The sequence below is a fragment of the Nonomuraea sp. H19 genome (assembly GCF_052068215.1).
GTDB lineage: Bacteria > Actinomycetota > Actinomycetes > Streptosporangiales > Streptosporangiaceae > Nonomuraea.
On the sequence record NZ_JBQHCV010000018.1, the window covers coordinates 64091 to 87151 of the forward strand.

A 23061-nucleotide genomic window follows, 5' to 3' on the forward strand; every position below is an offset into this window, starting at 1 on the left:
GGATGGCCCAGAATGATTCGTCGTCGATCGCCGGGTTGCCCACCGGGGCGTCCCGCTGAGCGGGACGTTCAGTCGTGCCGCTGGTCGAGGAAGCCGGTGACGATCGCGTGGAAGTCATGCGGCCGTTCCTCCTGGAGGTGATGTGAGGCGTGGTCCATGACGTAGAGGTGGCCGCGCGGCACCATGCGCGCGAGCATCAGCGGGTAGTCGGGGGTCAGGAAGGCGTCGTGCATCCCCCACGCGAACAGCACCGGCGCGGTGATCCGGCCCAGCTCGTCGGTGAGGTCCTGCCACTCCCCGCGCGGATCGTCCGAGGCGGCCGCGAGGGCCGTCTCGTCGAGGTCCAGGCTCTGCTCGTAGCGCATGGTGACCGTCTCGTCCGGGATGGCGTCGGAGTCGTACCATTCCAGCCGCGCCATGAGCTCACGCATCTTCTCCCAGGACGGGCCCGAGCCGCCGTAGTACGCGTCGCGGGCGTTGCGGCCACGGCGGGCGCCCTCGGGCAGCGGCGCCAGGGGTCCGTAGAAGACCGGCATGCTGCCGGTGATCACCAATGAGCGGACGCGTCCGGGGTACTTCGCCGCCAGGTTCAGCGCGATCGTGCCGCCCCAGGAGTTGCAGACGAAGTCGGCCCGGCCGACGTCGAGCGCGTCCATGAGCGCGACGGTCTTGCGCGCGTGGAAGTCCCACATCGGTCCCGTGATGACGCACTTCTCCGACCTGCCGTACTGCAGGATGTCGACCAGGAAACAGCGGCGGTCGCCGGCGAACAGCGGTGCCACGGGTCCGAAGTCCGACCACGCGGTGCAGCCCGGCCCGCCGCCGTGCAGGAAGATCGCAGGGCTGCCCGCGCCCAGGTCGATGTAGTGGTACTGCACACCGTCGGCGGCGGCGTATCTGCCCTGCGGGGCCGGTGAGATCTCCATGTCCGGATGGTTTCCGGCGAGTGGGGGAGCGGCCAAGGCGAACGGTCCACTGTACGGACCCCGGCCGTGTTCTGCTGAGCGAGACGTTCCCGTAGGCGGACCCCGGATCCCGGCCCATCATCTGGGGCACCGTCCCTGCGCTGTCCTGGGAGTGCCCATCGTGCGACGTACCCTCCTGACCCTGCTCGCCGGGGCCGCCCTCGCGGTGGCGCTGCCGATGCTGTGGCGCCGGCTCGCCCGCAGGACCAACACCCAGGTTCACCGGGTCAACCAATGACGACCCCCGACCCGCTGGCCGGCCTCGACCCGCCGCGGCGGGACGGGGTCGCCGAAGCCTGGCGGCACATCAGCGCGGACCGGCTGCGGGAGCTGATCATCGCCCTGGTGGACACGCCCAGCCCCACCGGCGACGAAGGTCTCCTCGCCAGGCACATCGCGGGTGTCCTCACCGCGGCCGGCATCACCGCGGCGGCGCAGCCGCTCGACGACCGCCAGGCCAACGCGTGGGGGCGGCTGCGCGGCGACGGCTCCGGGCCCGACCTGATGCTGTACGCGCCGATCGACACGCTGACGGCCGGCGACCCGGACCTCGACCGGCCGTGGACCGGGCCCGAGCCGCGGCCCGACATGCGGCCCGCCGCCCGCGTCGAGGGGGATCTCGTCATCGGCCTGGGCGCGGGCAACCCCAAGGGCCACGCCGCGTGCGTGCTCATGGCCGCCGAGGCGATCCACCGCGCCGGACTGCCGCTGACCGGCGACCTGCTCGTCGCCTTCGGAGCGGGCGGCATGCCCACGAACGCGCTGCCCGGTAGCACCCGGTGCAACACCGGGCAGGGGGCGGGCTGTTCGTTCCTGCTCGAACAGGGGCACTGGGCGGACTTCGCGGTGATCGCCAAACCCGGGTGGACGGTCTCCTGGGAGGAGGTCGGGCTGGCCTGGTTCGACGTCGAGGTCCGCGGCACCCACACGTACGCCGGGGTCCCGGCACCGCCTGCCGTACGAGAACGCGATCGCCCGCGCGGGCGAGGTCGCCGTACGGCTGGAGGACTGGTTCGCCGAATACGCCCGGCGGCACACGGACGGCACGGTCGCTCCGCAGGGCATCGTGGCCTCGATCGAGGGCGGCTCGCCGCGGATGGCGGCGGTGACCCCGGCTGCCTGCCGGATGCGGGTGGACCTGCGGCTGAGCCCGCGTACGAGCCCGATGCGGGCCAAACGGGAGTTCGCCGCCGCGATCGACAAGATCCGCGCGGACCTCCCCGGACTGGACATCGGGTACGAGATGGTCCTGGCCATCCCCGGCACGGTCTCCGACCGGCGCATGTGGGTGTGCCGCAGCGCCATCGCCGCCTGGGAGGCCCTCGAAGGCCGCCCGCACGAGGTGATCCTCGGCAACAGCGGCGCGACCGACGCCAACATCCTGCGCGGCCGGGGAATCCCGACCGTGCGGATCGGCATGCCTAAGGTCACCGACGCCCCCTTCGCCATCGACTTCGCCCTGGGCATGAACAGCGCCGACCTTCACGAGATGGAGCGGCTGACCCGCCACCTCGTCCGGGTGGCCGTGGACACGATCACCCGTTCCCGAGCCGAAGTGGGACTGCCGCAATGACCGAAGTCGTCCTGGGCGTCGGCGCCTCGCACAGCACGCTGATGAACACCCACTGGGAACAGACCGTTCACCAGGATCGCGCCGAGCGTTTCCGGGACGCGCTGCAGGTGGCCCGGGACAGGCTGGCCGCCGCCCGCCCCGACACCGTCGTGCTGGTGGGCTCCAACCACTTCCGAGGATTCTGGCTCGACCTCATTCCCAGCTTCACCATCGGGGTAGGCGAGTGCGTGGCCAGCGGCGAGTCCGGCACCCCCGAGGGCCCGCAACCGGTGGACGTGCCGCTCGCCCGGCACCTCGCCGCCACCCTGGTGGAGGGCGGCCGCTTCGACCTCGCCTACTCGGCCCGGCTGCAGATCGACCACGGCCAGTCGCACGCGATCCAGTATCTGCTCGACGGGCTGGACGTGGAGATCGTCCCTGTCGTCGTCAACGTCTTCGCGCCCCCGCTGCCCGCGCTCGGCCGGTGCGAGGCGCTCGGGCGCACGCTCCGGGAGGCCGTCCTGTCCTTCCCCGGAGACCGGCGCGTCGCCGTGATCGGCTCCGGCGGTCTGTCCCACCGCCTGCCCTGGCCCGACTGGCGTGACCCGCACGGCGACGACGAGGAGTTCATGGTGCGGGCCTGGCTCGACGGCAGAGACAACTGGCAGGACTACGACGCCCGCCGCCGGGAGATCATCCGGGCCGCCGAGGCCGCGATCAACCCGGCCTTCGACGAGGAGTTCCTGACCCTGATCGAGCAGGGTCAGGCACACCGGATCGCCGCCTACGGCACCCAGGGGCTGGCGGAGACGGCCGGCAACGGCGCCCAGGAACTGCGGACCTGGCTCGTCATGGCCGCCGCGCTGGACCACGCGCCCGGTCGCCGGCTGGCCTACGAGGTGATGCCCGAGTGGCTCACCGGCATGGCCGTCGCCGTCATCGACCCCGCGCAGACCCACTGAAGAGAGAGGCACACCCTTGAGCATCTGGACCGCACTGTCGGACATCGACTACCGGCACGCGTACGTGGACGCCGGCGGGCTCAGGACCCGGGCGCTCCAGGCGGGTCCCGAGGACGGCGAGCACGTCGTCTTCCTGCACGGGACGACCGGTCATCTGGAGGCGTTCGTCCGCAACATCCCCGATCACGCCCGGCACTACCGCTGCCACGCCATCGACATGCTCGGCCACGGCTATACCGCGAAGCCGGACCGCCCGGGTGAGATCCCGGCGTACGTCGAGCACCTGATGGCCTACCTGGACGCCGTGGGCGCGGAGCGGGCGCATCTGGTCGGCGAGTCACTCGGCGGCTGGGTGTCGGCGTGGGCGGCGAGCGAGCGGCCGGAGCGGGTGGCGTCGCTGCAGTTGCTGTGCATGGGCGGGACGAAGGTCAACCCGGCGGTGATGGAGCGCCTGAAGACCTCGACCACGGCCGCGTCGCTGCAGGACGACATCCGGCTGACCCGGGACCGGCTGCGCCTGCTGTGGGCCGAGTGGGACGAGGAGTTCGGCGACGAGCTGACCGAGGTGCGGTACGCGATCTATCACCGCCCCGAGTTCCAGAAGAACCTGCACAACCTGCTGGCCCTGCAGGAGGCCGGCAGGCGCGAACGCAACCTGCTGCTCCCGGACCGGATGGCCAGGATCACCGCCCCGACGTTGGTCGTGTGGGGCAACAAGAACCCGTTCGGGGACGTACCCGAGGCGCAGGCGATCGCCGCCGCGATCCCCGGCGCGCGGCTGGAGATCTTCCCCGAGTGCGGGCACTGGCCGCAACACGAGCAGGCCGGCCGCTACAACCCGCTCAGCCTCGCCTTCCTCGCCGAAGCGGTGCGGCGGCCATGAGCGGCGGCCTCCGGTTCGGGTACGCCGACACCTCGTTCGGCCAGGTGCACTATGCCGAATGCGGATCGGGTCCCCCCGTCGTCCTGCTGCACCAGACGCCACGTTCCTGGGACGAGTACCGCGAGCTGCTGCCGCTGCTCGGCCGGACCCACAGGGCCATCGCCATGGACACCATCGGGTTCGGCGCCTCGGCACCGCTCGCCGAGCACAGCATCGAGACGTACGCCGCGGCGGTCGTGGAGTTCCTCGACGCCCTGGGCCTGGAGCAGGTGGCACTGGCCGGTCACCACACCGGCGGTGTGATCGCGATCGAGGTGGCCGCGCGGGCGCCTGACCGCGTGACGCGGCTCGTCCTGTCCTCCACCCCCTGCCTCGACGCCGAGGCGCGCGCCAGGCGCCGCGACCGGCCGCCGATCGACCTCGTCGAGGTCGTTCCCGGCGGCGACCACCTGACGGAGCTGTGGCGGCGCCGCCAAGGCTTTTACCCGCCCGGGCGGCCCGACCTGCTCACCCGGTTCGTCCGCGACGCGCTGATCCTGGGCGAGGATGTCGAGAAGGGCCATCAGGCGGTCGGCCGCTATCGGATGGAGGACCGGATCGGCCTGATCGGCTGCCCGGTGCTGTGCGTCGGGGCGTCCGCGGACCCCTACGCCTTTCCCGACCTGCGGCTTCTCACCTCCAGATTTAACACGGCCGAGGTGGCGATCGTGGAGGGCGGCATGGTTCCGTTGATGGAGGATCACCCCGAGGAGATCTCACACCTGATCACGAGGTTTCTGTCATGACGGTCATGCCCATCGCCCCCCGACCCGTCGCCCCGGCCCTCGCGGTGGTCCCGGATCCCGTGGGGATGAACTCGGTCCTCAGAAAGACCCAGCTGATCGTCGAAGCCTTCACCGCCGAGGACGACGTCCTCTCCCTCGCCGAACTGGTCCGGCGCACCGGGGTGGCCAAGGCGTCGATCCACCGGCTCGCCCACGAACTCGTCGAATGGGGGGTGCTGGAGCGCACCAACCGCGGCTACCGGCTGGGGCTGCGGCTGTTCGAGATCGGCCAGCGGGTGCATCGGCAGCGGATCCTGCGCGAGGCGGCCCTGCCGTACATGGAGGACCTGCTGCTCGCCGCTCAGGAGACCGTCCATTTCGCCATCCACGACGGCCTCGAAGTGCTGTACGTCGAAAAGCTCGTCGTCCACCGGGGGCTCAACAAACAGTCCCGGGTGGCCGGGCGCCTGCCTCTGTACTGCACCGCCACCGGCAAGGTGATCCTGGCGTTCTCCCCGGCGCCGCTCTTCTCCGAGGTCGTCAGGCAAGGGCTCCGGCCGCTCACGCGTAAGACGATCACCTCGCCCGGGCTGCTGCGGAACCAGCTCGAACGGGCGCGGACCGAGAAGCTCGCCGTCGAGATCGAAGAGACCCGGCTCGGCTACATGAGCGTGGCGGTGCCCGTCTTCAGCAATCCCGGAACGCTCGTCGGCGCCCTTTCCCTCACGGCGCCCACCTGCCGGATGAACCTCGCCCGGTTCAGCGGCGCGCTGCACACCGCCGGCCTCGGCATCTCCCGCACCCTCCAGGCGATGGCGTGAGCATCGCGGGGGCCGTCCTGTTCACCGGAACATGATCGTTGGCCGGCGGGCGGCCGATCCCTAACGTTCCTCCTATGAACCCGCTGACCTCCGCCGACGCCCATCAGGGCGCTCCCATAGAGGCCGACATCCTGATCATCGGCGCCGGTCCGGCAGGCCTGTACGGCGCGTACTACGCGGGCTTCCGCGGCCTGCGGACCGTGGTCATCGACGTGCTTCCCCAGCCCGGCGGGCAGATCACCGCCATGTACCCGGAGAAGCCGATCTTCGACATCGCGGGCTTCCCGTCGGTGCGTGGCAGGGACCTCGTGGACAATCTGGTGGCCCAGGCGGCACCGCGCCCCTCGGCTCGCCCGGTGGCTCCGCCAAGGTCGGCCTGGTCGGTGTGGACACCTCCATGGTCGCGCAGCTCCCATGACCGTCAAAGGTCCCGGTGGTCGAACACGCGCTGGGTCTTGCGTTCGCTGCGCGGCAGCGTGCCCTGCGCGACCAGGTCGAGGTCGACGCTGAGACCGATCTTGTCGCGCAGCCGCCGCCGCAGCGCCTCCGCGAGCCCCGGCCTGCCGTCGCCCTCGACCCGGATCGTCAGCAGGTCCCTGCCGTGCCCGTCACGCTCCACGTGCGCCTGGAACTCCGAGCCCGCGCCGTCCACTTCGGCGAGCACGACATCGACCTGCGCGGGCAGGAAGATCACACCGCGCACCTTGACCTGATCGTCGGAGCGGCCCTGGATCCGGCCGATGCGCGGGTACGGGCTGCCGCACGGGCAGGGCTCGGCGTACCGGAACGACAGGTCGCGGGTCCGGTATCTGATCAGCGGCGTGGCCTCCTTGGCCAGCGTGGTCACCACGATCTCGCCGACGGTGCCGGGCGGCACCGGCTGGAGGGTCTCGGGATCGATGATCTCCACGTGGTAGTGGTCGCTCCAGATGTGGATGCCGTCGTGACGGTCGCACTCGATGCCCGTGCCCGGCCCCCACAGCTCGGTCATCCCGTAGATGTCGAAGGTCTCCACGCCGAGCAGCCCCTCGATGCGGGCACGGGTCGTGTCGCCCCAGCGCTCGGAACCGACCAGTGCCGCGCGCAGCGCCAGCTCCGCGCGCAGGCCCCGTTGTTCCACGAGTTCCGCGATGAGCAGGGCGAACGACGAGGTGGCGCCGAAGACCGTGGTGCCGGCCTCCCGCATCATCTCCAGCTGCAGCTCGGTGTTGCCGGGCCCGGTGGGCACCGTCATCGCTCCGAGCCGCTCGGCCCCGGCCTGGAAGCCGACGCCGGCCGTCCACAGCCCGTACCCGACCATCAGCTGGACGCGATCGTGAGCGGTCACTCCCGCGTAGGAGTAGCAGCGGGCGAACATCTGCGCCCAGTCGTCGAGGTCCCGGGCGGTGTACGCGCAGATCGTGCGCCGCCCGGTCGTGCCCGACGAGGAGTGGATGCGCACGATGCGCTCGGCGGGCACGGCCGCGTACTCCAGGAACGGGGTCTCCCGGATCTCCTGCTTCGTGGTGAACGGGAGAAGGGCCAGGTCCTCCTCCGGTCGCACGCCTGCCGCGGCGAGCTTGGCCCGCAGGAAGGTCGAACCGGCGCAGGCACGCTCCACCGCGGCCCGGAGGGCGGCCGGGGCCGGGCCGGCGAGCGGTTCAAAGCTCGTCATCGCTTCACCACCAGGGCGTCAAGGACGGTCGGACGGCCGTCGCGGACGAGCACGGGATTGCAGTCGATCTCCACGACGTCCGGATCGGCTTCCAGCAGCGCCGCGACCAGGTCGACGATCAGCGCCAGCCCGGCCCGATCGACCGGCGGGGCGCCTCGGTAGCCGTTGAGCAGCCGGGCGCCTTTCAGGCCGTCGAGCGCCCGGTCGAGCTCTCCCTCCTCGGGAGGGGCGAGCAGCACCACGGCGTCATCGAACACCTCGGTGGCGACCCCGCCGAGGCCCACGGTCACGAGCGCGCCGAAGCTCGGGTCACGGCTGCCCCCGACGATCAGCTCCAGCTCGCCGCGCACCTGCTCGGCGACGAGCACCGTGCCGTCCCCGGCCGCGGCCAGCCCGGCCCAGCAGGCGGCCGCGTCCTCCGGGCCGAGGCCGAGCCGTACGAGCCCGGCGTCCGACTTGTGGGCGACGCCGGAGGCCTTGGCGACCACCGCTGCCCCGATGTCTTCCGCGAAGGCCCGGGCCTGCGCCGCCGAGGTCGTACGGGCCTCCCGCGCGGTGGGCAGGCCGGGTCCGAGCAGTCGCTTGCTCTCCCATTCGCTGAGCGGCCGCAGGATCATCGGGCCACTCCCGCCGCGTACCCGCGGACGGCCGCCTCGGGCAGGTCGAAGCAGGGGATCCCGGCCTCGGCCACCGCCTTGCGCACCCGTCCCACGTCCAGCAGAAAGGCGGTCGTGGGCTTGCGGGTCGCCGCGAACGCCTCGGCGACGGCCGCTCCGAACTCGGGGATGTCCAGGCCGCAGTTGACCACGATGACGCCGTCGATGTCGTCCTCCTCGTACACGGCCCGGATCGCGGGACGGAAGTTCGCGGGCGGGCATTGGGGGGTGAGGTCGACCGGGTTGGCGAGGGCGGCGAACTCCGGCGCGAGCGCCCGGATGGCGGCCTGCCGCCCCGGCGGCAGCTCCGGCAGCTCCAGACCGTGCCGCTCGGCCGCGTCGGCGGCGAGCACTCCCGGCCCGCCCGAGATCGTCACGACCGCGACCCGTCTGCCGTGCCCGCGGGCCGAAAAGGACGGCGCCGAGAAGGCCGTGAGCACGTCGAAGAACTCCGCGGACTCCTCGACCGAGACCACTCCGGCCCGCCGGAAGCCCGCCTCGTACGCCCGTGCGCTGCCCGCGAGCGATCCGGTGTGCCCGGCGACCGCGCGGGCGCCCGCCCCGCCGCGCCCGCCCTTGAGCACGACGACCGGCTTGTGCGGGGTGATCTCGCGCGCCACCTCGACGAACGCGCGCCCGTCCCGCAGCCCTTCGGTGAACACCCCGATGACCCGTGTTTCCGGGTCGGACGCCAGCCAGGTGAGCGCATGGGTGACGTCCACGTCGGGGGAGTTGCCCAGGCTGAGGAAGCGGGCGAAGCCCAGCTCGCGGCGGCGTACCTCCGACAGGAACATCCCGCCGAACGCGCCGCTCTGGCTGACGAAGCTGAGGGCCCCGGCCCGTCGCGGAACCGACCAGAAGTACGACCCGTTCAGCCACGTGCCGTCGCCGAGGCGGCTCACCACGCCCATGCAGTTGGGCCCGACGAGGCGGGCGCCATGCGCACGGACCAGCTCGACGATCCGCCGCTCGGCCGCGCGCCCCTCGGGACCCGCCTCGCCGAAGCCCGAGGAGAGCACGACGACGGTGCGGGCGCCGGAGGTCACGGCGTCGTGCACGGCCTTCTCCGCCGCGGCGGCCGGTACGGAGACCAGCGCGAGGTCGACCGGGCGGCCGAGGCTCGCCCGCGCGGGCACACCGCCGATCTCGCCCGCGGACGGGTGGACGCACACGACCGGGATCGCCCCGTCGGCGGCGTTGGCCAGCAGCTTGTTGCCCAGCTTGCCGGAGTCGGCGGCCGACGCTCCGTAGACGGCGACGCTCCCGGGGGCGAACAGCGGATCCAGATCGTGGGCCATGGTCGTCATCGCCTCACCAGCAGCCGGTTCGGGCCGCGGAAGTCGAGGGTCGGCTGCCATTCGATGTGCTCCTCAGCGAGCCGCAGCTTCGGGAAACGGTCGAACAACCGGGGGAGGACGACCTCCATCTCGGCGCGGGCGAGCGCCGCGCCGAGGCAGAAGTGCATGCCGTGGGAGAACGCGACGTGCGAGTTGGGGGAGCGGGTGATGTCGAAGCGGTCGGGGTCGGGGAAGACCTCCGGGTCGCGATTGGCGGCCCCCAGCATGAGGATGACCGCCTGTCCCGCCCGCAGCTCCAGTCCTCGCAGTTCGCGGTCGCGGTCGGCGATGCGGGCGGCGATCTGCACGGGGCCTTCGTAGCGGAGCATCTCTTCCGTCGCCGTGCCCAGCAGGGACAGGTCCTTGCTGAGCAGGTCGAGCTGCTCCGGATGGCGCAGCAGCGCGAGTATGCCGTTGCTGAGCATGTTCGTGGCGGTCTCGTGCCCCGCCGTCATCAGGAACAGCGCGTTCGCGTACAGCTCGCCGGCGCTGATCCGCGCCCCGTCGTCGCTCGCCGCGATCATCTCGCTGAGCAGGTCGAAGCCCGGCGCGCCGGAGCGCTCGGCCACGAGCCGGGCGACGAGCTCGCGCATCTCGGCCGCGCTGCGGGTGGCGCGCGCGGCCAGCTCGGGGGTGAGCGCGCCCGAGCCGACGACCAGGACCAGGTCGAGCGCCCAGGACTGGAACGCGTCCCGGTCGGCTTCCGGGATGCCGAGCAACGCGGCGACGACGATCGCCGGGAGCGGGTAGGTCAGGCCACGGTGGAGGTCCACCACGTCGTCCACGGGCAGAGAGTCCAGAAGACGGTCCGTCATCTCCGCGATGGCCGGCTTGGCGGTCTCGACCATGCGAGGGGTGAACGCCTGGCTGAGCAGGCGCCGCAGCCGGCGGTGGCCGGGCTGGTCCTTGAAGACGACGATGTCCCGCATCGTCTTCTCCAGGAGGTCCGTGTGGGCCCTGACGGGCTCGGGCAGCGGGCGCAGGATGGCCGACACCCGGTCAGAGCTCAGCTCACGGTCGTAGAGCGCCTCCCGCACATCGGCGTACCGGAACAGGAACCGGCCCGTGGGCCGGCCCGCGTCCGCGGCCGCTCTGATCTCCCGGTAGATCGGGTACGGGTCGGCGAGGCCCTCGGGGCTCAGCAGCCGGCGGACGACCGCCGCCACGGACCATTCCTCGTTCACGTGTGTTCCCGTCACCGTTGACCCTCCGTGCTCCAGAACAGCAACCTGGCGCGGATGACCAGGAACATGCGGTCGAAGATGAACCCGATGGCCGAGATCGCCAGCGACGCACCTTGCGCTCCTCTCGCTGGTCGCCGTGGGGGAGCTTGACCAGGTGTCGCGGAGTAGACCTGAGCGGGCCAGGCCGGCTCAAGCGACGCGGTCCGCTCAGCGGGACACGGAGGAAGAGGCGCCTGGTCGACTCGCATGCCTGCAACCTCCGGAGAGGTCGACATGCCCACAATCCATCTCTCCGGGTTTCGCCGCAAGGTGGCCGCCGACGCTGCCCGCCCGATCATGTGCGGTCAGGCGTGTGGTGCGCCGTTGGTCATTTCGGTGCGAGCCGCAGAATGGCGCGGTCGCCGGAGAGGTGGGTCAATTCCAGCCGCATGGTATTGATACGGCCGGGTTCGCTGGGCGTCAGGGACAGCTTGCCCTCGTCGCGGCACTCGCCGTTGACGCAGCTACCGCTGACGCTGACGTTCCTGCCCTCGACACGCAACCCACCGGAGGAGCCCAAGAACGCGATCCCGACCTCGTCCGAGTGGATGAAACCGATGGTGAGCTCCTGCACCCCGAACCGCTTGCCGATCGTGATCTCGTCGCCGGCCCGGATCTCGACCTCGCAGTCGGCGTCCTCGCAGGCCGCCAGGCTCCTCCCGTCAGCCGCCTGAGGCCCGGCAGTCGGAGTTTGGGCAGACGATGTCGTCGGCGTCGGGGTCGGGGCAGACGTCGTCGGCGTAGTGGGCGTCGTCGTGTGTGTTGCCGCCGCGAGCGGCGCCGGCGGTGCGGCACGTGAGTCGGCGCAGGCAGTGAGTGTGATCAGCAGGGCGGCGGCGGTGAACCGGGCGAGGATCGGCATGAAGCTCCTCGAGTCGGGGCGCTCCTGACGTTGTGTGCATCAGGTGGTTGCGGCAAGCGGGTCTCTATGTGAGGAGATAACCGTATGACGCAGCGTCAACACGTACGGTGACGACCCGGCGCAGTTCCCAGTTCAGGAGCGCCGCGATGTGTCCCCAGGGACCGGCATCTCCCAAGATTGTGCTTCAGAGGCGATCGCGGGCGCTGTCAGCACATCGAGGGAACGCAGGTGAAGGGATTCTCGGGAGGGGACGGGAACTGCGGCGAAGACGGTGCTGCGGCGGTGGTCTCGGGGCGTGATTCGGGGGTGCTTTCGGAACTCCGGCCGGGTGTTGGGCCCTGCGTGGATTCGTTGCCCATCGGTGTGCTCACGTGGCCCTCGGTACGGGCCGGCTTGGCGGTCGGCGCCGACGTCCTGAGACGGGGCGTCTGCTTGGGTGTCCGGGGCGACGTCCGCTGTTCCGCTCGTCTGGTCTGTGACGGCGCAGAGGTGAAGGGCGTGGCGAGAGGGGTGGTGGATGGCACAGGTGGGTGAGACGTCGAGTCCCCCTCGGGGGGTGATCCCACCGGTTGGCCGCCCGCGTTGATCAGCACGCCGCCCGTGACGAGCAGCGCCGCCGCCGCGCACCCGGCGATCGTCAAGATCGTCGCACGGCGGCGCCGGCGCGCCGGGGGACGCACGGAGAGCGAGGTCAACCCGGCGATCAGGTCATCGGCGCTCGGCCGCTTGGCCGGATCCTTGGACAGGCTGGCGCTGACGAGTTCGAGCAGCGTCCCGTCCAGCCCGGAGATCACCGGCTCCTTGTTGAGGATCCGGTTGATCACCGCGGGGGTGGAGTCGGCGCCGAACGCGGGCCGGCCCGAGGCGGCGAACACCATGGTCACGCCCCACGCGAAGATGTCGGCCGCCGCCGTCACCGGCGCCCCGCCGAGTTGCTCCGGCGAGAGGTAGGACGGCGTCCCCATCAGCGGTCCGGTCGAGGCGGCGGCCGGCGCGTCCAAAGCGCGGGCGATGCCGAAGTCGATCACGACGGGACCCTCCGGTCCCATCAAAATGTTGGCGGGCTTGAAGTCCCGGTGCAGGATCCCGGCACGGTGGATGGCGGCCAGCGCGGTGGCGGTGCTGATCGCGAGCCGGTCGAGCGCGGCGCCGCGCCGCGGACCCTCGAGGGTGACGAGGTCGCGCAGCGAGGGTCCGGCCACGTACTCGCTGACGATGTACGGTCGCTGGCCGGCGAGGTCGGCGTGGATCACGGGCGCGGTGGAGAACCTGGCGACGCGCTGGGCGAGCTCCACCTCGCGGAGAAACCTGTTCTTCGCGCCAGGGTCGGTCAGCAAACCGTGATGTAAGAGCTTGACGGCGACCTGCTCGCCGGACGCCGTCCGTGCCAGGTAGACGACGCCCTGGCCGCCCTCCCCGAGGCGACCGGCGATGTCGTACGGGCCCAGCCGTCGCGGATCGTCCTCCACTAACGGCTGGCTCACCCTGCCCCCCAGAACGCCTCAACAGACTGAAAAGAAGCTACCAGCGTGATGGTCAGGATGTCTGACACTTGCGATCAAGGGAGGAGCAATGGTGTTCTTGCGATCTCCAGGACCGTTCGAGTGATCGCGTGCCCCCGGAATCAGGAGAAACGGACGTATTCCCGCCCGTGCGTCCGGGGCCCTCCTGGGACGGGCCCCGGACGCACGGGGTCGTGTCAGAATCTGGCTCCGACGTCGGCGCCGTTGGAGGGGCGCAGGAAGGTGGAGCTTCGGATCGAGCCGTCGGCGTTGCGCGGCCCGGTGATCGTGCTCGAGTCCGTGCTCTGGAACGTCCACGTACCGCCGATGTCCCAGGAGTTGCCCGAGCCCGACGACGACGATCCGAGCGAGACCTGCGTCGTGTTCGCCGCCGAGAGGTTCTTGGTGAGGGTGGAGTCGGAATCGGCGTAGTCGAAACCGGTGCCGCCGTTGCGCCAGGCGGTGCTGCGGTCGGTCACCAGCCGGCCGGGGTTGCCGTTGTCGGTGAAGCCGTCGACCGCGTTGTCGAAGGCGATGGAGTTGCGGACGACGTGGTCGGCCGCCGGGTCCGGGTCGCCGCCGCCGAGCTTGAAGCCGTTGCCGTCGCCGGTGTAGTCGGGCAGGTTCCACCGGTTGAACCCGTTGCCCCAGGCCACCGACGACTCGACGGTGACCGGGGTGAGGAACATCCAGAAGTCCAGGCCGTCGTCGGAGTTGTTCCACAGCCGGGCGCCACGGATCACGTTGCCGCTGCCCGAGCCCTCCTTGATCGCGACACCGTCGGCGCTTTCGCCGTTCTTGCGCGGGTCGCGGTTGCCGTAGGCGTCCAGGTTGATGATCTGGTTGTTGCTGGAGGCGCCCTGGAGGTGCAGGCCCGACTCGTAGTTGTCCCTGGTGATCAGGCGGTCGAAGACGTTGTTGCTGGTGTCCAGGCCGAAGATGCCGTACGGGCCGTGGATGATCTCCAGCCCGGCCAGCCGCCAATGATCGCCCTCGATGTGGATGGCGCCTCGCTCGGGGCGGGGGATGGTGGAGCCGACCGCGCCAGGCGTGTACGGCATGTTCTCGCCGTCGATGACGACCCGCTCGCCGTTGTAGCTGGTCATGGTGATCGGGGCGCTCGCGGTGCCGTTCTTCAGCAGCTGGATGTTGGTGCTGGGTGCGTAGGTGCCGCCGCGGAGGAGGATCGTGTGCCCGGGCTGGGCGAGATCGACAGCGCGCTGGATGGTGTGCAGCGGTTGCGACAATGTGCCGGGGTTGCTGTCATTGCCGTTGGTCGCGACGTACAGCGTGTTACCCGATGGCGGTGTGCCGTCGGTGGTGACGTCGATGAAGTCGATGTTCGGCAGGCCGGCGGAACTGGTCGGGTCGAACCGGATGGTGTTGCCGCCGGAAGTCAGCGAAATGGTCAACGTCTTGGTGGCCCAGGCCGACCACGCGCCGGTGCCTTCGAACGACGGGGTCTGCACGGTGGACCCGTTGACGATCAGGCCGGCCGGGCGGGCCGTGGTGGTTCCGTTGGCGAACCGGATTCCCAACGTCGCGGTTCCGGAGGCGGAGGCGTTCACGGTGAATTGGGCGTAGGCGCCGGCGGCGTTGTCGCCGTTGCAGAAGCCGCTGCCGGAATAGCCGGTCCAGTTGGACTCGATGATGCCGGTACAGACCGCCGGCGAGGTCTCCGCCTCGTACCGCGTGGTCGCGGCATGCGCGGCTGATGGTGACAGTACGGCGAGCGCCCCTGCTAACAGGCTGGCGCACGCGATGACGGCTTTCAGGCGCATCGTTCGTCTCCGGGGGGTTGGCCCGTCGTATGACGAGCGGACGTGGGACCGCTGGAGACCGGACCGGAAAGCGCTTACCCACGTTTGGTAAGCGCTTTCCGGAGGCGGTGAGCCGAGTTAAGCACGCACCGCCGAGCGTGGAAAGGCGCCACGTGAGGAGCCCATCGTGGCCGCGCCGCGGCAACCTCTCCGGAAGAGGGCAGATCGGCCGAGGTCACAGGCCCCGGAAGGGGCAAGGAGAGAAGCCTCCTCCTCATGCTGTGCGGCCGTGAAACTTTCACGCGGCACAGGCCAATGCGGCGGTCGAGGGCCGGTCGATCAACGGCATCCCTGAGGGAGTCCCGGAGACGAGACAGGTCCAATCAGGCTCAGGACCTAATTATTCAATTTCGATCACTTTCGATCGGTACTATGGGGCGTCGGCGAGGAGGAAAATGACGAACACTGCAACCGGCTCTGCGGCTCTCCGGACGGAGCGAGCCCTCGGCCCGCTGCTCACCGCCTGGAAGACCGCGGCCTCGCCGGACGGCCTGAGCCGCGCCTTGCTGGCACCGGACGCGGCGCTGCCGGCACCTCCCGCCGGTGCGGCCGTCTGGGCTCGGATCCCGGCCGAGACCCTCGTCGCCGTCCGCGAGCAGGCCGAAGCCGAGCTGAACACGCCCTGGCCGCAACCGCTGGCGTCGCAGTACGCGCGGTTCTTCCGGGACGGGAACCGGACCGTTTACGAGAGCAACGTGTTCGAGCGCCAGGATCGGCTGACCCGCGCGGTGCTCATGGCGGTGGTGAGCCGTGCGAGCGTCTGGCTGGACGAGGTGGCCGACGGCATCGTCCAGCTGTGCGAGCAGAGCTCGTGGTGCTGGCCGGCGCACGAGGAGTCGTGCCGTCCTCGCGGGACGGTGCTGCCCGATATGGCCACGCCGTGCCTGGATCTCGGCGCCGCCGACGTCGCCGCGCAGCTCGCCTGGGCCGACCAGGTTCTCGGGGTGGAGCTGGACGCGCAATTTCCAGGGGTACGGGAGCGCGTGCGGGCGGAGGTGCGCGGGCGAGTGCTCGATCCGTTCGTCCGGCGGCGCGACTGGCACTGGCTGGGACTCGACGGCGATGTGCACAACTGGTGCCCGTGGATCTGCGGCAACGTGCTCGTCGCCGCGCTGCGCCTGGCCGAGCCGGGGGAGGACCGGGCACGCCAGGTCGCCCTGGCCGTGGAGGGCATCGATCGCTACCTCGCGGCGCTGCCGGACGACGGCTCCGTCGACGAGGGGTACGAATACTGGTGGAACGGGGCGTGCCGCGCGCTGGAGGCGCTCGACCTGCTGGAACACGCCACCTCGGGGGTGCTCGACGCGGCCGGGATTCCGGTCGTGCGCGAGACGGTCCGGTTCCCGTACCGCATGCATCTGGGCGGGCCGTGGTATCTCAACCTCGCCGACGCGCGGGCCCGGCCGCCGGCTGATCAGCCGTGGCACGTGCCGTATCGCTGGGCTCGCCGGCTCGGCGAGCACGACGGGATCAGGCACGCGGCATCCCAGCGCAGGACCGCGGTTCCCGCCACGGTCGAGCTCGGGCGGGCGCTGCGGGAGCTCACCGATGCCGAATGGCTGGGAGCCGAACGGGCCGAGCCACCGCTGGTCGCCACGGTCTGGCTGCCCGGGACACAGGTGGGTGTCGCGCGTTCGTCCAGCGGGACGGCGCGCGGAGTCACGCTCGCGATCAAGGGCGGGCACAACGACGAGCACCACAACCACAACGACGTCGGCGCCGTCGTCGTGGCCGTGGACGGCGTGCCCGTGCTCGTCGACGCGGGCCGGCCGACGTACACGGCGCAGACGTTCGGGCCGGACCGTTACGCGATCTGGACGATGCAGAGCGGCTGGCACAACGTCCCCGAGATCCGGGGCACACAGCAGGGGCAGGGCCGCCGGTTCCGGGCTCGTGAGGTCGAGGTGGCCGACGAACCCGGTCTCTTCGAGGTACGCCTGGACCTGGCCGCCGCCTACCCCCTGCCGGAGCCGGCGCGCTGGCGCCGGACGGCCCGGCTGGACCGGCGCGCGTCCCGGGTCACGATCGAGGACGCGTGGAGCTTCGCCGGCGACGGCGACCCCAGCGTCCTGCACTTCCTGCTGGCTGGGCGGGTCGAGCAGCCGGCCACCGGGCAGATCGTCGTCCGGCCGCCCGATGGCAGGCGGGCCGCGCTGGTCACCTGGGACCCGCAGCGCGCGACGGCCGCGCTCACCGTCCGTACGCTGGAGGACCCCATGCTCTCGGATGTGTGGGGCGATCACTTGACCCGGCTGGAGCTGAAGCTGCCCGGCACCGCACAAGGTGCCTTCGAGATACAGGTGGGGGTGCAGGAATGACGGTGTCAGACTCGCCGGGGCCGCTGCCGGACGAGCGCCGCGCCCAAGTGGTCGAATTGCTGCGCCGGCGCGGCGTCGTACGCGTCAACGAACTCGCGGCGGAGCTGGACGTCTCCGCCATCACCATCCGCCGCGACATCGCGCTGCTGTCCTCCCAAGGGCTCATCCGCCGGGTCCGCGGCGGTGCCGTCCTGCACGGCGGAGCGGTGGCCGAAACGCTCGCGGGCGGCGACCGCGACGACTCCCCGCCGCCGCGGCCCGCGCCGGAACCGGAACCGGAGACGGCGGGCGAGCGGCAGGTCACCATCGGGATGGTGGTGCCGTCGGTGAGCTACTACTGGCCCGACGTGATCCGCGGGGTTCGCGAGGCCGCGGCGGCCTCCGGCGCCCGCATCGTGCTGCGCGGCGCCACCTACCGGGCCGCCGACGAGCGCCGCCAGCTCGCCCGGCTGGTCGAAGCGGTGGGCGTGGACGGCCTGCTGGTGGCGCCGACCACCACCGGCGACGATGGGGAGGAACTGGTGCGATGGCTGCAGGGCACGGGCGTGCCGGTGGTCCTCATCGAGCGGGCCGCCACCGTCGGGCCGTATCACGAGGCGATGGAATCCGTGGTCAGCGACCATACGTTCGGGGCGGCCATGGCCGTACGGCACCTGGCCACGCTCGGTCACCGGCGCATCGGGCTGATCACCACCATCCAGAGCCCGACGGCCCCGCACGTGCGGCGCGGATGGCGGCAGGCCTGTGAGGAACTCGGTCTCAGGCTCGACGGCACACCGGACGCCCACACGGTCGATCAGCGGGACCCCGAGTGGCCGAAGGTGCTCGATGACCTGCTCGACCAGTGTGTCGCCGCCGGGACGACGGCGCTGCTCGTCCACTCCGACCCGGAGGCGATCAGCCTGGTCGCACGCTCCCAGGAGCGCGGCATACGGGTGCCCGCCGATCTCGCCGTGGTGACCTACGACGACGAGGTGGCCGAGCTGTGCGACCCGCCGCTGACCGCGGTACGGCCGCCCAAGGCCGCCATCGGCCGGGCGGCCTTCGGGCTGCTCGCGGCCCGCGTGGCGGACCAGGATCCGGAACGGCCCGCCCACCGCATCGTCATCGAGCCGCGCCTGATCGTACGCTCGTCCTCGGTGTCGTCATCGAGCCGCACCTGACGAGGCGCAGGACGCCCTGGGCCGCGTCAGGGCGCTGACGGGTCGTCACGAGGGCGCGATGATCGGGCCGCCGAGCACGGCTGCCGTGTCCAGGACGTCGGCCGTTCCGTCGGGCCAGGTCAGCCGGGCGAGCACCGGGCCGTCCCAGGACAGGACCGGCGGGTCGGCCGGCTCCTGTCCGCCGAGGAACACCGCCACGTCGTACCACGTGTCCAGCAGGGCTGAAGCGCTGGTGGCGCACCACGGGACGAGCGTCCACGGGGCGAGCGGCGAGGAGTTCTCGGCCGCGGTCACGCCGGACAGGTCGAACCCCGCGCCCGCGATGACGCGGGAGCGGACGGTGCCGTCCGGCCCCTCACCCTGGGCGGGCCCGGGGGAGGGGAGCGGCCAGCCCCCCGCCCGCAGCGGGCCGGGCCGCTCCCCGGCCGGGGCCGACAACCGCACCACCCGCATCTCCCAGGGCCCGCGCACGGCGGAGATCACCTCTATCCATGGCCCGAGGCGTACCGTTCCGGACCGGCCGGAGCCGTGATCACGGTGGTCGCCGTCGGGAGTGACCCAATGGGCCTGCCAGCGGGACGCGCCGATCAGCGTGCCGGTGGGCAGGCGTTCGGCGAGGAGCGTCTCGAACCCCGTCCGGTGACTGGGCCGCTCGTTCTCGTCGAGGATCACGACCGACTGATCCAGCGGCTCGGCGGCATGCTCGCCCGCGAGCACGGGCGAGGTCGCCGTCGAGTACCCCAGCCTCGCGTACAGGGGCGAGTCGGTGAGGTGCGTCCCGGGATGGGAGTGATCGGTGCCGTGGTTGACCACGCGCACGATGCCGTCGGCGCGGGTGCCGCTGACCAGCCAGCCGGGCGCGGCGACGGAGAGGTGATAGTCGCCGGACTCGACCGGCAGCGGTTCCTCGACGGCCGTCCACACCGGATGATCGGCGGGCAGGGTCAGGCCGAAGAAGCCCTTGGCCGCCCAGTACGGCGAGCCGGGCCCGGAGTACGACTGGGCGATCGGCGGCCAGGCCGCGTGCCAGCCGAGCGTCAGGACACCTTCTTCGCCGGGTGCCCCGTGCTCGGTGAAATGGCGGACGATGCCCGAGGCGGCCCGGCGGAGAAGCCCGGGGCCGGGCGTGGCAAGGCCCGCGCGGGCGCCGGACCAGAACGGGGTGGCCGCGGCGAATCGGTAGGTGAGGCTCCGTCCCTGGATGAGGGGGGATCCGTCGGCGCCGACGAGGTGGACGGCGTCGTGCAGGTAGCGTTCGAGCCGCTCGCGATACACCGGCAGCCGTGAGTCCGCCGCCGGATCTCCCGCGGCCATCTCGGCCCACATCAGCGGGTAGAACTGCAGCGCCCATCCCGCGTAGTGGTCGTAGGCGCGTTCGGCGCCGTCGGCGTACCAGCCGTTCTCCCGCGCGAAGCCGTCGGAGAGCGCGAGCCCCTCCTCGATGTCCTTGCGCTCGTAGGGGCCGCCCACCGAGGCGAGGAACTGCTCGACGACGATCTGGAACCAGACCCAGTTGATCGGAGGGTAGTCCGAGCCGATCGCGGGCGCGAGGTAGTCGACGACCTGCTCCTGCACGACCGGATCGAGCCGGTCCCACAGCCACGGCCTGGTCAGGTGGAGCACCAGGGCGATGGACGCGGCCTCGACCTTCGCCTGGCCGTGCTCGTCGAGCCGGACCCAGCGTTCGGGTGAACGCGGATCGGTCCCGGTGGCGAGGCCCCGCGCGTACCAGTCCATCAGGCCCAGTGGGTCACGTCCGCCCTCTCCTGCCACCCGGAAGCCGGCGGCCAGGAACGTGCGCGCGAAGCCCTCCAGCCCGTCGACGTCGGCCCCGTATCCGCCCGGCGGACCGGGAAACGAGATGCGCGCGTGCGAGTCCGACGCGTAGCGCCGGGCGGACAGGAGGAGATGATCGGCGAGCGCCGCCCAGTGGTTCCGGGTCCAGCCGGTGTAGGGCGAAAGCCGCAGGTCGTCGTACTCCCGCAGCATGCGCATGGGTGCTCCTGAGTGTGAAAGGTGATCGGACGTGACGATACAACGCGATCGCTTCGGGGCGCGTCAAGGCGTGGCGCCACGCTTCGCACGTCATCGATCAATATCGATCAGATAACGTGATCGTTTTGATTAACAAGGTATTGACCTGACCGAAACGATCGGACATGCTCGGCGGCATTGGTAAGCGCTTGCCGCCGAAAGGACCCGAGTGAAGGACGCACGACCTCAGGCCCTGCTGGTCATGGACCCCGCGAAGTTCGGGGTGCAGTTCCAGGAGCCGCAGCTACGCCGGTTGCGTGGTCTCGTCGAGCTCGCCGAGCCGATCTTGACCGACGAACTCGACTCGGCGCACGTGCGGAGCCGGTTGCGCGAGGTCGAGGTGCTGGTGACCTCGTGGGGCTGCCCGCAGCTGACGACCGAGCGGCTCGCCGCCGCGCCGCGGCTGCGAGCGATCTTCCACTGCGCGGGGACGGTGCGCACGTTCGTCACCGACGAGGTCTGGCGTCGCGGGATCCTGGTGACCAACGCCGCCGACGAGAACGCGATCCCGGTGGCCGAGTTCACCCTCGCCGCGATCGTCTTCGCCGGGAAGAAGGCGCCGTTCCTCGCCCAGGACGCGCGCAAGCACCGCGACGACTGGTCCTACTCGACCCGCCGCGGGGAGCTGTCCAACCGCGGACGCACGATCGGCGTCGTCGGCTTCTCCCGCACGGGGCGCCGGGTCGTCGAACGGCTGCGCACCCTGGACGTCGACGTCCTGGTCGCCGACCCCTATGCCGACCCGGCCGAGGTGGCGGCGGTCGGCGGCCGCCTGGTCTCACTGCCCGAGCTGCTGCCGCGCTGTGACGTGCTCACGCTGCACGTCCCGGCGCTGCCGTCCACCCGTCACCTCATCGGGGCGCCGGAACTGGCCCTGCTGCGCGATGGGACCACCGTCATCAACACCGCGCGCGGCGCCGTACTGGACACCGCGGCCCTGGAGCGCGAATGCGCCACGGGACGGCTCGACGCGATGCTCGACGTCACCGACCCGGAGCCGTTGCCGGCCGACTCACTGCTGTACGACCTGCCCAATGTCATGATCACCCCCCACATCGCCGGATCTCTCGGATCGGAGACCCGGCGGATGAGTGAGAGCGCGCTCGACGAGCTCGAACGCTACCTGTCCGGTCAGCCGCCCCGCGCGGCCGTGACCGCCGACGAGTTCGTGGTTAGCGCCTGAGCCCTGAGACCGGCTCGATGGAAAGGAGACCGGATCAATGATCGCTTCGAACCCCTCAGGAAGGGCCCGCGTGCGACGCCACCTTGTGAGGAGCCTGGGAGTCGTGGCCGCGCTCTCGCTCGCCGTGACCGCCTGCGGTTCCGGCGGCGAGCCCGCGGCGAGCGGTGACGGCAACGTCACCCTGTCCGTCACGGTGTGGAACCTCGCCAAGACCCCCGAGTTCAAGGCGCTGTTCACCGCCTTCGAGCAGGCGAACCCCGGCATCAAGATCGAGCCGGTGGACATCCTCGCCGACGACTATCCCGAGAAGATCACGACCATGCTCGCCGGCGGCGACACCTCCGATGTGATCACGATGAAGAACGTCACCGACTACGCGCGCTACTCCAGCCGGGGACAGCTGCTCGAGCTCACCGACGTGGTCAAGTCGGGCGACACCTCGAAGCTGGCCGGCCTGGACGCCTTCAACGTCGGCGAGAAGTACTACGCGATGCCGTACCGGCAGGACTTCTGGCTGCTCTACTACAACAAGAAGCTCTTCGACGAGGCAGGCGTCAAGTACCCGGAGAACCTGACCTGGGACGAGTACGCCAAGCTCGCGCAGCAGCTCACGAAGGACAAGGACGGCAAGAAGGTCTACGGCACCTACCACCACACCTGGCGGTCGGTGGTCCAGGCCATCTCGGCGGCGCAGACCGGCGGCGACCAGCTCAGCGGCGAGTACTCCTTCTTCACCGAGCAGTACGCGACCGCGCTCGGCATGCAGAAGGCCGGCGCCACCCTCGACTTCGGCACCGCGATCACGCAGAAGTCCGACTACCGGACGATGTTCGAGACCGGCGCGACGGCCATGCTGCCCATGGGCACCTGGTACATCTCCGGCATCCTGGAGGCGAAGGCGAACGGCAAGACCGACGTCGAGTGGGGCCTGGCCCCGATGCCGCAGCGCCCGGGCGGCTCGGGCGTGACGACCTTCGGCTCGCCCACCGCCTTCGCCGTCAACAAGCGGGCCGAGCACGCGGACGCGGCCAAGAAGTTCGTACAGTTCGCCGCGAGCAAGGCCGGCGCCGAGGCGATCACGAAGGTGGGCGTGGTGCCGGCGCTGCAGAGCCCCGAGATCACCTCCGCCTACTTCTCGATCAAGGGCATGCCCGCGGACGAGGTGTCCAAGAAGGCCTTCGAGCCGGACAAGGTCGTGCTGGAGATGCCGGTCAGCGACAAGACCTCCGACATCGACACGATCCTCAAGGAAGAGCACGAGCTGATCATGGTCGGCGACAAGTCGGCCGCCGACGGCATCCGCACCATGAACGAGCGCGTCAAGGGCGTCCTCAGCTAGGGAACGGCGGCGGGCTCCGGAGG

General features: G+C 70.9%; 19 protein-coding genes and 1 pseudogene. 10 read left to right on the forward strand and 10 right to left on the reverse strand.

The features are described from left to right. Positions 1-68: 68 nt before the first annotated feature. Together ACTMTI_RS34375 and ACTMTI_RS34380 are read right to left on the reverse strand one after the other, a co-directional pair. A complete protein-coding gene (locus ACTMTI_RS34375) occupies positions 69-926 on the reverse strand; it encodes an alpha/beta fold hydrolase (protein ID WP_441124832.1) in 858 nt (285 codons plus the stop codon). 258 nt (positions 927-1184) lie between these two features. Then, positions 1185-1796: a hypothetical protein gene (locus ACTMTI_RS34380; protein ID WP_441124833.1), complete on the reverse strand. Its 612-nt coding sequence runs from the start codon at positions 1794-1796 to the stop codon at positions 1185-1187. A 235-nt stretch (positions 1797-2031) separates the two neighbouring features. On the opposite strand from ACTMTI_RS34380, the gene ACTMTI_RS34385 reads away from it, so the two are divergent. The 6 genes and pseudogenes from ACTMTI_RS34385 to ACTMTI_RS34410 all read left to right on the forward strand — a co-directional run. Further along, positions 2032-2538, forward strand: a complete 507-nt coding sequence (locus ACTMTI_RS34385) for a hypothetical protein (protein WP_441124834.1) — start codon at positions 2032-2034, stop codon at positions 2536-2538. Further along, positions 2535-3479, forward strand: a complete 945-nt coding sequence (locus ACTMTI_RS34390) for a hypothetical protein (protein WP_441124835.1) — start codon at positions 2535-2537, stop codon at positions 3477-3479. Before ACTMTI_RS34385 ends, ACTMTI_RS34390 begins: the two co-directional genes overlap by 4 nt. Before the next feature lie 16 nt (positions 3480-3495). Next, positions 3496-4362, forward strand: coding sequence for an alpha/beta fold hydrolase (locus ACTMTI_RS34395; RefSeq protein WP_441124836.1), 867 nt, complete (start codon positions 3496-3498; stop codon positions 4360-4362). Further along, on the forward strand, positions 4359-5147 hold the full coding sequence (locus ACTMTI_RS34400) for an alpha/beta fold hydrolase (protein ID WP_441124837.1): 789 nt from the start codon (positions 4359-4361) through the stop codon (positions 5145-5147). The genes ACTMTI_RS34395 and ACTMTI_RS34400 overlap by 4 nt, the downstream gene beginning before the upstream one ends. Further along, positions 5144-5947, forward strand: a complete 804-nt coding sequence (locus ACTMTI_RS34405; RefSeq protein WP_441124838.1) for an IclR family transcriptional regulator — start codon at positions 5144-5146, stop codon at positions 5945-5947. The genes ACTMTI_RS34400 and ACTMTI_RS34405 overlap by 4 nt, the downstream gene beginning before the upstream one ends. Before the next feature lie 74 nt (positions 5948-6021). Further along, positions 6022-6177 (forward strand): annotated as a pseudogene (locus ACTMTI_RS34410) (FAD-binding protein); the annotation flags it as partial. A gap of 191 nt (positions 6178-6368) precedes the next feature. Here ACTMTI_RS34410 and ACTMTI_RS34415 read toward each other — a convergent pair. From ACTMTI_RS34415 to ACTMTI_RS34445, 7 genes are all read right to left on the reverse strand, one after another. Further along, on the reverse strand, positions 6369-7601 hold the full coding sequence (locus tag ACTMTI_RS34415; RefSeq protein ID WP_441124839.1) for a phenylacetate--CoA ligase family protein: 1233 nt from the start codon (positions 7599-7601) through the stop codon (positions 6369-6371). Then, entirely contained in the window at positions 7598-8218 is a 621-nt protein-coding gene (locus ACTMTI_RS34420; protein WP_441124840.1) for an acetate--CoA ligase family protein, read from the reverse strand. The genes ACTMTI_RS34415 and ACTMTI_RS34420 overlap by 4 nt, the downstream gene beginning before the upstream one ends. Then, entirely contained in the window at positions 8215-9564 is a 1350-nt protein-coding gene (locus tag ACTMTI_RS34425; protein WP_441124841.1) for a CoA-binding protein, read from the reverse strand. The genes ACTMTI_RS34420 and ACTMTI_RS34425 overlap by 4 nt, the downstream gene beginning before the upstream one ends. Then, positions 9561-10793 (reverse strand): cytochrome P450, encoded by a 1233-nt coding sequence (locus ACTMTI_RS34430; protein ID WP_441124842.1) that lies wholly within the window; start codon positions 10791-10793, stop codon positions 9561-9563. The genes ACTMTI_RS34425 and ACTMTI_RS34430 overlap by 4 nt, the downstream gene beginning before the upstream one ends. Positions 10794-11145: 352 nt before the next feature. After that, positions 11146-11679 carry a hypothetical protein gene (locus ACTMTI_RS34435; protein WP_441124843.1) on the reverse strand — a complete coding sequence of 178 codons (534 nt, stop codon included), beginning with the start codon at positions 11677-11679 and terminating at the stop codon, positions 11146-11148. A gap of 206 nt (positions 11680-11885) precedes the next feature. Further along, positions 11886-13163 (reverse strand): protein kinase domain-containing protein, encoded by a 1278-nt coding sequence (locus tag ACTMTI_RS34440; RefSeq protein ID WP_441124844.1) that lies wholly within the window; start codon positions 13161-13163, stop codon positions 11886-11888. Positions 13164-13378: 215 nt separating this feature from the next. Beyond that, the gene (locus tag ACTMTI_RS34445) at positions 13379-14962 is read right to left on the reverse strand and encodes a right-handed parallel beta-helix repeat-containing protein (RefSeq protein ID WP_441124845.1); all 1584 of its coding nucleotides are present in this window, start codon (positions 14960-14962) and stop codon (positions 13379-13381) included. A 434-nt stretch (positions 14963-15396) separates the two neighbouring features. Here ACTMTI_RS34445 and ACTMTI_RS34450 point away from each other — a divergent pair, with 434 nt between their 5' ends. Continuing rightward, positions 15397-17319, forward strand: a complete 1923-nt coding sequence (locus tag ACTMTI_RS34450) for a heparinase II/III domain-containing protein (RefSeq protein WP_441124846.1) — start codon at positions 15397-15399, stop codon at positions 17317-17319. Further along, positions 17316-18482 (forward strand): substrate-binding domain-containing protein, encoded by a 1167-nt coding sequence (locus ACTMTI_RS34455; protein ID WP_441124847.1) that lies wholly within the window; start codon positions 17316-17318, stop codon positions 18480-18482. The genes ACTMTI_RS34450 and ACTMTI_RS34455 overlap by 4 nt, the downstream gene beginning before the upstream one ends. A gap of 45 nt (positions 18483-18527) precedes the next feature. On the opposite strand, the gene ACTMTI_RS34460 is transcribed toward ACTMTI_RS34455, so the two are convergent. Continuing rightward, positions 18528-20477, reverse strand: a complete 1950-nt coding sequence (locus tag ACTMTI_RS34460) for a DUF2264 domain-containing protein (protein ID WP_441124848.1) — start codon at positions 20475-20477, stop codon at positions 18528-18530. A gap of 208 nt (positions 20478-20685) precedes the next feature. Between ACTMTI_RS34460 and ACTMTI_RS34465 the strand changes: the two genes are divergently transcribed. Continuing rightward, on the forward strand, positions 20686-21699 hold the full coding sequence (locus ACTMTI_RS34465) for a hydroxyacid dehydrogenase (protein ID WP_441124849.1): 1014 nt from the start codon (positions 20686-20688) through the stop codon (positions 21697-21699). Positions 21700-21769: 70 nt separating this feature from the next. Then, positions 21770-23038 carry an ABC transporter substrate-binding protein gene (locus ACTMTI_RS34470; protein WP_441124850.1) on the forward strand — a complete coding sequence of 423 codons (1269 nt, stop codon included), beginning with the start codon at positions 21770-21772 and terminating at the stop codon, positions 23036-23038. The last annotated feature ends 23 nt before the right edge of the window (positions 23039-23061 follow it).

Coding starts and splice junctions, on each gene's coding strand:
- ACTMTI_RS34425 (WP_441124841.1), bottom strand. CDS start 9,564: ATGACGACCATGGCCCACGATCTGGATCCGCTGTTCGCCCCCGGGAGC.
- ACTMTI_RS34420 (WP_441124840.1), bottom strand. CDS start 8,218: ATGATCCTGCGGCCGCTCAGCGAATGGGAGAGCAAGCGACTGCTCGGA.
- ACTMTI_RS34450 (WP_441124846.1), top strand. CDS start 15,397: ATGACGAACACTGCAACCGGCTCTGCGGCTCTCCGGACGGAGCGAGCC.
- ACTMTI_RS34445 (WP_441124845.1), bottom strand. CDS start 14,962: ATGCGCCTGAAAGCCGTCATCGCGTGCGCCAGCCTGTTAGCAGGGGCG.
- ACTMTI_RS34460 (WP_441124848.1), bottom strand. CDS start 20,477: ATGCGCATGCTGCGGGAGTACGACGACCTGCGGCTTTCGCCCTACACC.
- ACTMTI_RS34435 (WP_441124843.1), bottom strand. CDS start 11,679: ATGCCGATCCTCGCCCGGTTCACCGCCGCCGCCCTGCTGATCACACTC.
- ACTMTI_RS34400 (WP_441124837.1), top strand. CDS start 4,359: ATGAGCGGCGGCCTCCGGTTCGGGTACGCCGACACCTCGTTCGGCCAG.
- ACTMTI_RS34405 (WP_441124838.1), top strand. CDS start 5,144: ATGACGGTCATGCCCATCGCCCCCCGACCCGTCGCCCCGGCCCTCGCG.
- ACTMTI_RS34375 (WP_441124832.1), bottom strand. CDS start 926: ATGGAGATCTCACCGGCCCCGCAGGGCAGATACGCCGCCGCCGACGGT.
- ACTMTI_RS34415 (WP_441124839.1), bottom strand. CDS start 7,601: ATGACGAGCTTTGAACCGCTCGCCGGCCCGGCCCCGGCCGCCCTCCGG.
- ACTMTI_RS34455 (WP_441124847.1), top strand. CDS start 17,316: ATGACGGTGTCAGACTCGCCGGGGCCGCTGCCGGACGAGCGCCGCGCC.
- ACTMTI_RS34390 (WP_441124835.1), top strand. CDS start 2,535: ATGACCGAAGTCGTCCTGGGCGTCGGCGCCTCGCACAGCACGCTGATG.